This window comes from Streptomyces sp. NPDC102406 (assembly GCF_044765725.1).
GTDB lineage: Bacteria > Actinomycetota > Actinomycetes > Streptomycetales > Streptomycetaceae > Streptomyces.
Genome location: NZ_JBIWKP010000005.1, coordinates 436,561 through 449,210, shown reverse-complemented (window position 1 = coordinate 449,210; position 12,650 = coordinate 436,561). Strand labels below are relative to the sequence as shown.

The window sequence follows — 12,650 nt, the reverse complement described above, 5'->3', positions numbered from 1 at the left end:
GGGGCGTCGACATGGGCGTACTCACGGGCAGGACGGCACTGGTCACGGGCGCGAGCCGGGGTATCGGACGAGCCATCGCCGAGCGGCTCGGCAGGGACGGTGCGCGGATCGCGGTGCATTACGGGGTGAACCAGGAGGCGGCGAAGGAGACGGTGGCGGCGATCGAGGCGGCCGGCGGATCGGCGTTCGCCATCGGGGCGGATCTCGGGTCGCCGGGTGCGGCGCGGGAGCTGTGGGAGAAGTTCGACGCGCAGGCGGACGGTGTGGACATCCTGGTGAACAACGCGGGGATCGGTACGTCGAGCCCCTTCGAGGACATCGAGGAAGCGGAGTTCGACCGGCTGTTCGCGGTCAACGCCAAGTCGCCGCTCTTCCTCGCCCAGCTCGCGGCCCCGAGACTGCGGGACGGCGGCCGGATCATCAACATCTCCTCCGGCGCCTCCCACACCGCGATGCTCACCCAGCTCATGCCGTACGCGATGACCAAGGGCGCCCTCGATGTGCTGACGCAGTACCTGGCCAAGATCCTCGGACCGCGGGGCATCACGGTGAACACGGTGGCACCCGGCATCGTCGACACGGACGTCAACGCGGAGTGGCTGCGCGCCAGCGACGAGGCGTGGGCGGAGGCGGCGGCGCTCTCGGCCCTGGGCAAGGTGGGGACACCGGAGGACATAGCCGACGTGGTGGCGTTCCTGGCGTCACCGGACGGCCGCTGGGTGACGGGGCAGTGGGTGGATGCGACGGGGGGTTCACTGCTCTGACCGCACAGGGGGCGGAGGACTGAGGGTGGAGGGCTGGAGGTGGAGGACTGGGGGTGGGGAGCTGGAGGTGGAGGACTGGGGGTGGAGGGCTGGAGGTGGAGGGCCGGGGATGGAGGGTCTGAGGGGCGAGCCCCGGACGCGGGGTCGGGCTGCGAGCGTCGCCGGGCGCACGCCTCAAGGCCCGAACCACCCACGGTCCCGCACGACCTCCAGGCCCGAACCACCCCCCGATCCCCCACGACCTCCAGGCCCGAACCACCAACGCCCCCGCACGACGCCCAGGCCCCCCCGCCCGACATGCCAACCGATCGCGCAGCGCTGAGCATGGACAGAGCGGGGCGGGTGACGCAGAAGGCCTGACCGAGAGGGGGCCGCTCTGCTAGATTGGTCTATACCACATACCGTCAGTCTCTCCAGTTGACTCCTCTCACCAGAACGGCAGGCCCAGCGTGGAAGTAGTGATCGTTCCGGACGCCAAGGCAGGTGGCGAGCTGATCGCCGAGGCCATGGCCGAGCTGTTGCGACGCAAGCCCGAGGCGTTGCTCGGCGTGGCCACCGGCTCGACCCCGCTGCCCATCTACAAGGCGCTGACGGCCAAGGTGCGGGCCGGAGAAGTCGACGCGTCGAAGGCCCGCATCGCTCAGCTCGACGAGTACGTGGGGCTCCCGACGGGGCACCCCGAGTCCTACCGGGCGACAGTGCTGCGCGAGGTCGTGCAGCCGCTCGGCCTGAACGAGGCGTCGTTCATGGGGCCGGACGGCAGTGCCGCGGACGTACAGGGAGCGTGCGAGGCGTACGACAAGGCGTTGGCCGAGGCGGGCGGTGTCGATCTCCAGTTGCTCGGGATCGGTACGGACGGGCACATCGGGTTCAACGAACCGTGCTCGTCGATCGCGTCGCGCACCCGGATCAAGACGCTGACCGAGCAGACCATCGCGGACAACGCCCGGTTCTTCGAGGGCGACCTGAGCCAGGTGCCGCGGCACGTCATCACCCAGGGCATCGGCACGATCCTGGAAGCCCGCCACCTGGTGCTGCTGGCGACCGGTGAGGGCAAGGCGGACGCGGTGGCGGCGACGGTCGAGGGGCCGGTGGCTTCGGTGGTGCCGGCGTCGGCGTTGCAGCTTCACCCGCACGCGACGGTCGTCGTGGACGAGGCAGCCGCGTCCAAGCTCAAGCTCGCGGACTACTTCCGGCACACGTACGCGAACAAGCCGAAGTGGCAGGGCCTGTAGATGTGGCAGGGCCTGTAGATGTGGCAGGGCCTGTAAGGGCCGTCCCTAGCGTTTAGCGTCCAGGCCGCCTGAAGCAGTAGCTCAAGCAGTTCGGGCAGTTCGGTTAGTTCGGGCAGTTCGAAGAGTTTCAGCCATTGTGGCTTCGACGCAAGGAAGTGCCGGTCGTCCCCGCTCGGAGATGACCGGCACTGTCCGTAAGGCGGGCGGCAGGGGTCCCCAGGCGTCCCCTCCCCGCCCCGCCCCCGCGCTCATCCAGCCGTGATGACCTCCGCGGCCGCGACCCCGCAGACCCGGGCCGCGCCGTGGGTCGCGATGTGGAGGGCGCCCCGGGGCGGGGCCGCCGGTATGCCCATCTCCACGACGATGGTGTCCGGGCGGGCGGCGAGCAGGGCGTCGAGGGCGGCGGACATCCAGGCGTGGCGGTGTTCGTCGCGGACCACGGCCACGATTCGCCGTTCACCGGCGGCGGACAGCGCGGCCTGGCCGGCGTCCGGGCCGGCGTAGGAGCCGGTGGTGGTGCCGGGGAGCAGGCGTTCGAGTTCGGCGGCGACGCCCCAGGGGGTCTCGTCGCCGACCGCGATATTGGCGACCGGGGAGAAGGCCGCGACGTGTACGGGGGCCGTCACGGGTGGGGCGTACTCGCCGCGCGTGACCGTGACCGCGCGCCGGGCCGCGACCAGCCCGATCTCCGAGCCACCCGTACCTTGTGACCCACTCCCCGACGCGCCCCCCGACCGTTCCGGCGCCGGTCCCGACGCCGACGCCGACGCCGTCAACGCCGACGCCGTCCACGTCGCCAGGGCGCGGACGCGGGCGGCGGCGTCGGCGAGGCGTTCTTCGGGGAGTTCGCCGGAGCGTACGGCGGTGACGAGGGCGTCCCGCAGGGCGGTCACCGTCTCCTCGTCGGAGAGGCCGCCGCCCACGCAGATGGCGTCGGCACCGGCGGCGATGGCGAGCACGCTGCCGCGCCCGATGCCGTAGGTGGAGGAGATGGCCCGCATCTCGATGCCGTCGGTGACGATGAGGCCGTCGTAGCCGAGTTCCTCGCGGAGCAGGCCCGTGAGGATGCGGCGGGACAGGGTCGCCGGGCGCTCGGGGTCGAGGGCCGGGACGAGGATGTGGGCGCTCATCACGGCTCGGCTGCCGGCCGCGATGGCCGCGCGGAACGGGGCGAGGTCGCGGGCGTGCAGCACGTCGAGGTCGACGTCGATGAGCGGCATGTCGTGGTGCGAGTCGACCCCGGTGTCGCCGTGCCCGGGGAAGTGCTTGGTGCAGGCGGCGACGCCCGCGGCCTGCATGCCTTCCACGTACGCGGCGGTGTGCCGGGCGACGAGCGCGGTGTCGGCGCCGAAGGAGCGGACGCCGATGACCGGGTTGTCGGGGTTGGCGTTGACGTCGGCGGAGGGCGCCCAGTTGAGGTTGACGCCGCAGGCGGCGAGGCGGCGGCCGAGTTCGTGGGCGACGTCCCGGGTGAGGTCCACGTCGTCGACGGCGCCGAGCGCGTGGTTGCCGGGGAACGAGGAGCCCGTACGGACTTCGAGGCGGGTGACGTCGCCGCTCTCCTCGTCGATGGCGACGAGGACGTCATCGCGTTCCGCCTTCAACTGGGCGGTCAGGGCGGCCAGTTGTTCGGGCGTCTGGATGTTGCGGCCGAAGAGGCCGACCGACGCGAGGCCCTCGCTGAGCCGGCGCAGCAGCCAGTCGGGGGCCGTGGTGCCGGGGAAGCCGGGTTGCAGGACGGTGAGCGCGTCGCGGGTCAGGGTGTCCGTGCCGCGAGTGACAGTGGTCATCGGGTGGTGTTATCCCTTCACGGCGCCGGAGGTGAGGCCGCTGACGGCCTTGCGCTGGAGGAAGACGAAGAGGATGAGGATAGGGATCGCGAAGAGGGAGGCCGCGGCCATGGTGGCACCCCAGTCGTCGCCGAACTGGCTCTGGAACTGCGACAGCCACAGGGGCAGGGTCTTCGCGTCCGGCTCCTTGTTCAGGACCAGGACCAGGGGGAACTCGTTCCATGCCGTGATGAAGCCGAACAGTGACGTGGCCATCAGGCCCGGCGCGAGCAGCGGCAGGATCACCTTGACGAAGGCCTGCGGGCGGCTGCACCCGTCGACCATCGCCGACTCCTCCAGCTCCTTGGGCACCGCGGCGACATAGCCGCGCAGTGTCAGGACGGTGAAGGGCAGCACCATGACCATGTAGAAGAGGGTCAGTGGGAGCAGGCTGTTCAGCATGTCGGCGTCGCGTACGAGCATGTAGATCGCGATGACCATGACCTCCCAGGGCGCCATCTGCGCGACCATGAAGACCAGGATCATGCCCTTGCGCCCCTTGAACCGCATGCGCGCGAGGGCGAACGACGCGAACAGGGCGATGACGAGCGAGAGCAGCACCGCGCAGACCGTGACGGTGACCGAGTTGACCACCAGTTGCCAGAAGTTGGGCGCGTCGATCGCCGTGCTGAAGTGCTCGAAGGTGACATCGGTCGGGAACCAGACCGGGTCCTCGGTGATGATGTCCGCGGTCGGCTTGAAGGCCGTCGTGAACATCCAGTACACCGGGAAGACCATCATCACGAACAGCGCGATCGCCGTGGCGTTGGGCCAGATGCGGCCGAGCAGTGAGCGCTTCACAGCTCGTCCTCCTCTTGCTTGAGAACGATGCGGAGGTAGTACGCGGTGAGGATCAGCATGACGACGATGGTGAGCAGCGCGATGGCGGCGCCCATGCCGTAGTGCTGGTTGCCGACGCCCTCGACGAACGCGTAGATCGGCAGGGTCTCGGTGAGCCGGTCGGGGCCGCCCTCACTGATCGTGAAGCCCTGCGTGAACGCCTTGAAGACCCAGATGACTTCGAGGAACGTCGTGGCGTAGAGGAAGGGGCGCAGGAAGGGGAAGGTCACCGAGGTGAACTGCTTCCACACGCCGGCGCCGTCGAGGGAGGCGGCCTCGTACAGCTCGCGCGGGATGGTGGTCGTGGCGGCGTAGAGGTTGATCGCGACGAACGGGATCGAGCCCCAGACGATCAGCAGGCCGATCACGAAGAACGTGGAGAGTTGCGAGCCGGTCCAGTTGTAGTCGGCCATGGAGTGCCAGCCGAGCTTGTCGAGCACCCAGTTGACGATGCCGAAGCGGGACGCGAACAGCCACTGGTAGACGGTCGACGACGCGACGATCGGCATGGCCCAGGCCAGGACGAGGCCCAGCATGAGCAGCAGCCGCATCTTCTTGCCGAGGCGTGCGAGCAGCAGTCCGATGAGCGTGCCCGCCACCATGATGGCGACGACGTTGGCCGCCGTGAAGATGATCGAGCGCAGCGTGACGCGCCAGAAGTCCTCGCCGGTGAGGACTTCCTTGTAGTTGTCGAAGCCGTTCCACTCGGTGACGTGCTGGATGAGCTGGCCCATGTTGAGGTTCTGGAACGACAGCATGCCGTCCTTCACCAGGGGCCAGCCGAGGAAGATCGCCGTCACCACGAGGGCCGGGAGCAGCAGCAGATATGGGGCGGCGGCCGCCGCGCCCTTCCGCTTGTCCCCCCGGGGTCCGGGTGTGCGACCGCTGCCGTGTCCGGCGGCCTCGACCTTTTCGGTCGCGTCCACCGGATTGGTCTGCACTGCCATGCTCGCCATCTCTTCCAAAGCCGTACGAATCCGTACGAAGCCGTACTGGGACGATGCGCGGGGCCGGGGCGGCGGTCCGGGATGCAGGATCCGGTCCGCCGCCCCGGCTCAGGGCGCGCCTACTGCTGCTGGCTCAGGCGCTTGTTGAGCTCGCCCTCGACCGCCTTGGCCGCCTCGGTCGCGGACTTACCGTTCAGGACCGAGGTCATGTACGTCTTGATCGGGTTCGGCGGGTTCTCCACCGGCGCCCACTCCGGGATCAGCGGCGTGGTGCCACCGGACTTGGCGGCGGCGGGGGCACCGGCCATGGCGGCCGGCTGGTCCTTGGCGTAGGACTCCAGGGCCGGGGACTTCGGGACCCAGCCGGCCTCCTTGACGAGCTGGCCGTCGTTCTTGACGGAGAGCGCGACCTTCAGGAACTCCTTGGCGAGTTCCTGCTTCTTGGAGCCCGCGGCGACCGCGAGGTTGGAGCCGCCGAGGAAGACGCCCTCGGGCTTGTCCGCGGTCTCGCCCGGGATGGTGAAGAAGCCGATGTCCTCGGCCTTGAGCTTCTTGGCCTGCAACGCGGTGCCGGCCTCGTAGCCCATGGCGATGATCGCGCCGGTCTCACCCTTGCCGAAGACGGTGGCCTGCTGCGGGGTGGCCTCGTCCTTGTCCTTGGGCGCCTTGGAGAAGGCCTGGTACTGCTTGTAGATGTCCATCGCCTTGCCGACCTTGGGGTCGGAGAGGTTGGAGACCCACTTGTCGCCGTCCTTCTTCACGGGCTCGACGCCCTGGCCGACGAGCAGGCCGTCGAAGAAGTACCAGTTCTGGCCGGGCAGGTAGAGCGGCTCGGCCTTCGTCTTCGTACCGATCTTCTTGAGGTCGGCGAACAGCTCGGCACGCGTCTTCGGCGTGTCCGTGATGCCGGCCTGCTTCCAGATCTTCTTGTTGTACATGACCGTGCGGTTACCGAAGTACCAGGGCAGCGCGTACTGCTTGCCCTCGTACACCGACGGCTTGTTGACCGAGTCGGCCCAGTCCTTGCCGATCTCGCTCTTGAGATCGCTCAGGTCGGCCAGACCGCCGGTCTTGGCGTACGCGGGGGTCTGGGTGTTGCCGATCTCCAGCACGTCGGGCGGGTTCGACTCCGAGAGGGCCGTGGTGACCTTCTGCTGGATGCCGTTCCACTCCTGGACCTGGATGTTCAGCTTGGCCTTGGTCTTCTTCTCGAACTCGGCCTTGACCTGCTTGGTCCACTCCGGGGGATTCGACCCGGACATGGTCCAGACGGTCAGCGTCTGCCCCTTGTACGACCCGTCGGCCCCCGCCTTGCTGCCGCTGTCGTCGTCACTGCCGCCACATGCCGCGACCGAGACCATCATGCCCGCGACACCGATCGCCGCTATCAGCTTGCGCTTCACGCCACCCTCCTCAGGGATGCCAGCAACCCCCCTGCCCACCGCGGTGACTTGAGACGAGTACGACCTGTGGGGCTGGGACCTGGTCGTGAATGGTGTAGACCAGTACCGGGAGCTTGGCCCAGACCAATAGAGGTGTCAAGAGTGGCCGAGAAAGGGCCGTGCGTCCGTTATCGGAACGACACCCACCCGTCGGCACAAGGGCGTTGAGGGGTCGCGGAACCGCTTCCCCCACTTGGTGTGTGGACTAGACCAGACGGGCACCGGACGGTATAAGGAGGGATCACGGAGCGTGCGGGGAGTCCCCGGCAGCGAGCCGTGCCACGATGTGAGCCGTGGCCGATGGGTACGTCGGTCGCATCGGCACCGGAGCCGGGAAGGCGGAGCATGAGCACCGACGTGAGCAGTGCGGAGAACGAGAGCGGGGCGCCCGTCCGTACCGCACGCGTGCCCAAGTACTACCGCCTCAAGAAGCATCTGCTCGACATGACGGAGACCCTGCCGCCGGGCACGCCGGTGCCGCCGGAGCGCACGCTCGCCGCCGAGTTCGACACCTCGCGCACCACCGTCCGCCAGGCGTTGCAGGAGCTGGTCGTCGAGGGCCGCCTGGAGCGCATCCAGGGCAAGGGCACCTTCGTCGCCAAGCCCAAGGTGTCGCAGGCCCTGCAACTCACCTCGTACACCGAGGACATGCGGGCGCAGGGCCTGGAGCCGACCTCGCAGCTCCTCGACATCGGGTACGTCACGGCGGACGACACCCTCGCCGGGCTCCTCGACATCTCCGCCGGCGGGCGCGTGCTGCGCATCGAGCGGCTCCGCCTGGCCAGCGGCGAACCCATGGCCATCGAGACCACGCACCTTTCGGCCAAACGCTTCCCGGCGCTGCGCCGCTCGCTCGTCAAGTACACCTCGCTCTACACGGCGCTCGCCGAGGTCTACGACGTGCACCTCGCCGAGGCCGAGGAGACCATCGAGACGTCGCTCGCCACACCACGGGAGGCCGGTCTGCTCGGCACCGACGTGGGCCTGCCGATGCTGATGCTCTCGCGCCACTCGATCGACGGTTCGGACCGGCCGGTGGAGTGGGTGCGCTCGGTCTACCGCGGCGACCGGTACAAGTTCGTGGCGCGCCTGAAGCGGCCGATGGACTGATCCCGGCCCCCGGATTTGTTGGGGAACGGGACCGGCTCCGCACGCGGTGTGGCGCCGCTCACCTTTCTGCCCTACGTTCCTCCCGTCGCCGCATGGACGGGAGGACGCACTCGTGCGTACCGCATCTCACCGCTCTCCGCGCACCATCGCCCTGTGGACCTTCGTCGCGCTCGTCGGCGCGGCCGGCTGGTCCGTCCTCGCCCTCGCCCGCGGCGAGGAGGTCTCCGCCGCCTGGATGGTGGCCGCCGCCCTCGGGTCGTACGCCGTCGCCTACCGCTTCTACGCGAAGTTCATCGCCCACAAGGTGCTCAAGGTCGACGGCACCCGGGCCACGCCCGCCGAGCGGCTGAACAACGGCATGGACTTCCACCCGACCGACCGGCGGGTGCTGCTCGGCCACCACTTCGCCGCCATCGCCGGGGCGGGACCGCTCGTCGGACCCGTGCTCGCCGCCCAGATGGGATACCTGCCCGGCACCATCTGGATCATCGTCGGGGTGATCTTCGCGGGGGCCGTGCAGGACATGGTCGTGCTGTTCTTCTCGACCCGGCGGGACGGCAGGTCGCTCGGGCAGATGGCGCGCGAGGAGATCGGCCCGTTCGGCGGGGCCGCCGCGCTGCTCGCCGCCTTCGCCATCATGATCATCCTGCTCGGGGTGCTCGCGCTGGTGATCGTCAACGCCCTCGCGGCCTCTCCCTGGGGCACCTTCTCCATCGCGATGACGATCCCGATCGCCCTGTTCATGGGCTTCTACCTGCGTGTCCTACGGCCGGGCCGGGTCTCCGAGGTCTCCCTTATCGGCGTCGCGCTGCTGCTGCTCGCACTCGTCGCGGGGCGCTGGGTCGCCGAGTCGTCGCTGGCCGACACCTTCACCCTCGCCCCCTCCACGCTCGTCATCTGGATGGTGGCGTACGGGTTCGTCGCCTCGGTGCTGCCGGTGTGGATGCTGCTCGCGCCGCGCGACTACCTCTCCACCTTCATGAAGCTGGGCACGATCGCGCTGCTGGCCATCGGCGTGATCGTCACGCTGCCGACGCTGAAGATGGACGCCGTCACCGACTTCGCCTCGCACGGGGACGGGCCGGTGTTCGCCGGGTCCCTGTTCCCGTTCGTCTTCATCACCATCGCGTGCGGCGCGCTCTCCGGTTTCCACGCCCTGATCTCCTCCGGCACGACGCCGAAGATGATCCAGAAGGAGACCCAGGTCCGGATGATCGGCTACGGCTCCATGCTGATGGAGTCGTCCGTCGCCGTGATGGCCCTGGTCGCCGCCTCGATCATCGACCCGGGCCTGTACTTCGCCATGAACGCGCCCGCCGGCGTCATCGGCGACTCCGTGCAGTCCGCCTCCCAGGCCGTCGCGCAGCTCGGCTACTCGATCTCGCCGGACGATCTGGCGCGCGCGGCCCGGCAGGTGGAGGAGTCGAGCCTGCTGTCCCGTACGGGCGGCGCGCCGACCCTGGCCGTCGGTGTCTCCGAGATCTTCTCGCAGGTCACCGGGGGCGGACTGCGGGCCTTCTGGTACCACTTCGCGATCATGTTCGAGGCGCTGTTCATCCTGACCGCGCTGGACGCCGGGACGCGGGTGGGCCGCTTCATGCTCCAGGACATGCTGGGCAACCTGCACAAGCCGTTCAGGAACGTGAGCTGGAAGCCCGGTCTGCTGATCAGCAGCGCCGTCGTGGTCGCCCTGTGGGGCTACTTCCTCTGGGTCGGCGTGCACGAACCGCTCGGCGGGATCAACCAGCTCTTCCCGATCTTCGGCATCTCCAACCAGTTGCTCGCGGCGGTGGCGCTGGCCGTGTGCACGACGCTGCTCGTGAAGTCCGGCCGCCTCAAGTGGGCCTGGGTGACGGGGGTCCCGCTCGTCTGGGACGCCGTCGTGACGCTGACCGCGAGCTGGCAGAAGGTGTTCTCCAGCGACCCGCGCGTCGGCTTCTTCCAGCAGCGCTCGAACTACCAGGACGCCATCGACGCGGGCAAGGTGCTGCCGCCCGCCAAGACCATGGACGACATGCACACCGTCGTGACCAACTCCACGGTCGACGGCGTCCTGTCGGCCGCGCTCGCCCTGCTCATCGTCGTGGTGATCGCGGACGCGGCGCGGATCTGCCTCAAGCACGTACGCGACCCCCGGTCGACCCGGCTGAGCGAGGCCCCCTATGTCGAGTCGACGCTGGTCGCCCCGGCCGGGCTCGTCCCCAGTCGGGAGGAGAAGGCGGAACGGCGAAAGGAGGCGCGCGATGCTGGCGTCGGTACTTCTGCGGGCGGTTGAGCATGTGCGCTGGTACGTACGTGAGTTGACGGACGAATCGGCGTACGAGCGCTACGTGGCACACCAGCGGGCCGTGCACCCGGGGGCCTCCGTGCCCTCGCGGCGCGAGTTCGAGCGCATGCGGACGGACCGTCAGGAAGAGGATCCGCGCCAGGGCTTCCGCTGCTGCTGACGACCGGAAGCAGTACGTCCGTTATCCGGACAGGGGTTCCATAGATCAAGACTCTCGCTTAGATTTCCCGCACGTTAAACGTGAGATAAGTGGGATCAGCGAGGGGACGGAGCCGCGAAATGTCCGATGCGCCGGAAGTTGCGCCACAAGTGGGGAGACCGGTGGTGACACCGGTCCGCGTCGTCATCGGGCTGTGCCTCGTCGCACCGTTCGTGGCGATGCTCTGGGTCAGCTCGTATTCCAAGATCGACCCGACCTTCATCGGCATCCCGTTCTTCTACTGGTACCAGATGCTCTGGGTGCTCATCTCGACGGGCCTCACGATGATCGCGTACAAGCTGTGGCAGCGTGACCAGCGCGCCCGCAAGGCCCCGAGGAGCCAGGGATGAACGGCGGCGTCAACGGTGTCGCGCTCACCGTCTTCATCATCTTCTTCCTGGCCGTCACGGTCATGGGCTTCCTCGCCGCGCGCTGGCGGCGCTCGGAGAGCGACTCGCTCGACGAATGGGGCCTCGGCGGACGCTCGTTCGGCACCTGGATCACCTGGTTCCTGCTCGGCGGCGACCTCTACACGGCGTACACCTTCGTGGCCGTCCCCGCGGCGATCTACGCGGCGGGCGCGTCCGGCTTCTTCGCCGTGCCCTACACGATCCTCGTCTACCCGCTGATCTTCACGTTCCTGCCGCGCCTGTGGTCGGTCTCGCACAAGCACGGGTACGTGACCACGTCCGACTTCGTGCGCGGGCGCTTCGGCTCCAAGGGCCTCTCGCTGGCCGTCGCGATCACCGGCATCCTCGCCACGATGCCGTACATCGCGCTCCAACTGGTCGGCATCCAGGCCGTGCTCGACGTCATGGGCGTCGGGGGCGGCGAGAACACGAACTGGTTCGTCAAGGACCTGCCGCTGCTGATCGCCTTCGGCGTGCTCGCCGCGTACACGTACTCCTCGGGCCTGCGGGCCCCCGCGCTGATCGCGTTCGTCAAGGACGGTCTGATCTACCTCGTCATCGCGGTCGCGATCATCTACATCCCGATCAAACTGGGCGGCTTCGACGACATCTTCGCCGCCGCGGGCAAGAAGTTCGAGCAGCTCAACCCGGCGACCGGCAAACCCGTCGGGGCGCTCGCGCCCGGCGACGCGGGCCACTGGACGTACGCGACGCTCGCGCTCGGCTCAGCCCTCGCGCTGTTCATGTACCCGCACTCGATCACGGCGACCCTGTCGTCCAAGAGCCGCAACGTGATCCGCCGCAACACCACGATCCTGCCCCTGTACTCGCTCATGCTGGGCCTGCTCGCACTGCTCGGCTTCATGGCGATCGCGGCCGGGATCAAGGTGCAGAACGGGCAGTTGGCGATCCCGCAGCTCTTCGAGGACATGTTCCCCGACTGGTTCACGGGGGTCGCCTTCGCCGCCATCGGCATCGGCGCGCTCGTCCCGGCGGCGATCATGTCCATCGCCGCGGCGAACCTCTTCACGCGCAACATCTACAAGGACTTCATCAAGCCCGACGCGACGCCCGCACAGGAGACCAAGGTCTCCAAGCTCGTGTCGCTGCTCGTGAAGGTCGGCGCGCTCGCCTTCGTCCTCACCATGGACAAGACCGTCGCCATCAACTTCCAGCTCCTGGGCGGCATCTGGATCCTCCAGACGATGCCCGCGCTGGTCGGCGGCCTGTTCACCCGCTGGTTCCACCGGTGGGCGCTGCTCGCCGGCTGGGCGGTCGGCATGGTGTACGGCACGCTCGCCGCGTACGGGGTGGCCTCGCCGACGCAAGCACACTTCGGCGGCTCCTCCGACGAGATCCCCGGCATCGGGGAGATCGGCTACATCGGTCTGACCGCGTTCGTCATGAACGTGATCGTGACGGTCGTCCTGACCTTCGTCCTGAAGGCCGTGAAGGCCCCGGCCGGTGTCGACGAGACCTCGCCCGAGGACTACACCGCCGACGCCGGTGACAAGGGCGTCCAGCAGGACCTGCCCGTCGTCGGAGTGGGCGCCGGACACTGATCACCACCCCTCGTAGGACGGGCCT

At 68.7% G+C, this 12,650-nt stretch carries 11 protein-coding genes; 7 read left to right on the top strand and 4 right to left on the bottom strand.

Annotated elements, in window-relative coordinates:
• Window positions 1-11 precede the first annotated feature (11 nt).
• Both ACIRF8_RS23220 and nagB read left to right on the top strand, forming a co-directional pair.
• Entirely contained in the window at window positions 12-764 is a 753-nt protein-coding gene (locus ACIRF8_RS23220; RefSeq protein WP_404217350.1) for an SDR family oxidoreductase, read from the top strand.
• 449 nt (window positions 765-1,213) lie between these two features.
• Window positions 1,214-1,999 (top strand): glucosamine-6-phosphate deaminase, encoded by a 786-nt coding sequence (gene nagB / locus ACIRF8_RS23215; RefSeq protein ID WP_404217349.1) that lies wholly within the window; start codon window positions 1,214-1,216, stop codon window positions 1,997-1,999.
• A gap of 248 nt (window positions 2,000-2,247) precedes the next feature.
• Here the strand turns inward: nagB and ACIRF8_RS23210 are convergent, their stop codons facing one another.
• The 4 genes from ACIRF8_RS23210 to ACIRF8_RS23195 all read right to left on the bottom strand — a co-directional run bounded on the left by ACIRF8_RS23210 (window position 2,248) and on the right by ACIRF8_RS23195 (window position 7,018).
• Entirely contained in the window at window positions 2,248-3,789 is a 1,542-nt protein-coding gene (locus ACIRF8_RS23210) for a glycoside hydrolase family 3 protein (RefSeq protein WP_404217348.1), read from the bottom strand.
• 9 nt (window positions 3,790-3,798) lie between these two features.
• Window positions 3,799-4,629 carry a carbohydrate ABC transporter permease gene (locus ACIRF8_RS23205; protein WP_404217347.1) on the bottom strand — a complete coding sequence of 277 codons (831 nt, stop codon included), beginning with the start codon at window positions 4,627-4,629 and terminating at the stop codon, window positions 3,799-3,801.
• A complete protein-coding gene (locus ACIRF8_RS23200) occupies window positions 4,626-5,615 on the bottom strand; it encodes a carbohydrate ABC transporter permease (RefSeq protein ID WP_404217346.1) in 990 nt (329 codons plus the stop codon). The genes ACIRF8_RS23205 and ACIRF8_RS23200 overlap by 4 nt, the downstream gene beginning before the upstream one ends.
• 119 nt (window positions 5,616-5,734) lie before the next feature.
• Window positions 5,735-7,018, bottom strand: a complete 1,284-nt coding sequence (locus ACIRF8_RS23195; protein ID WP_404217345.1) for an extracellular solute-binding protein — start codon at window positions 7,016-7,018, stop codon at window positions 5,735-5,737.
• A 384-nt stretch (window positions 7,019-7,402) separates the two neighbouring features.
• On the opposite strand from ACIRF8_RS23195, the gene ACIRF8_RS23190 reads away from it, so the two are divergent.
• From ACIRF8_RS23190 to mctP, 5 genes are all read left to right on the top strand, one after another.
• Window positions 7,403-8,167, top strand: coding sequence for a GntR family transcriptional regulator (locus ACIRF8_RS23190; RefSeq protein WP_404217344.1), 765 nt, complete (start codon window positions 7,403-7,405; stop codon window positions 8,165-8,167).
• 112 nt (window positions 8,168-8,279) lie between these two features.
• Complete coding sequence (locus tag ACIRF8_RS23185; protein ID WP_404217343.1) at window positions 8,280-10,442, top strand: carbon starvation CstA family protein; 2,163 nt, start codon at window positions 8,280-8,282, stop codon at window positions 10,440-10,442.
• Window positions 10,411-10,614, top strand: a complete 204-nt coding sequence (locus ACIRF8_RS23180) for a YbdD/YjiX family protein (protein ID WP_404217342.1) — start codon at window positions 10,411-10,413, stop codon at window positions 10,612-10,614. Before ACIRF8_RS23185 ends, ACIRF8_RS23180 begins: the two co-directional genes overlap by 32 nt.
• A gap of 119 nt (window positions 10,615-10,733) precedes the next feature.
• Window positions 10,734-11,003, top strand: coding sequence for a DUF3311 domain-containing protein (locus tag ACIRF8_RS23175; RefSeq protein WP_404217341.1), 270 nt, complete (start codon window positions 10,734-10,736; stop codon window positions 11,001-11,003).
• A complete protein-coding gene (gene mctP / locus ACIRF8_RS23170) occupies window positions 11,000-12,625 on the top strand; it encodes a monocarboxylate uptake permease MctP (protein WP_404217339.1) in 1,626 nt (541 codons plus the stop codon). Before ACIRF8_RS23175 ends, mctP begins: the two co-directional genes overlap by 4 nt.
• Window positions 12,626-12,650 lie beyond the last annotated feature (25 nt).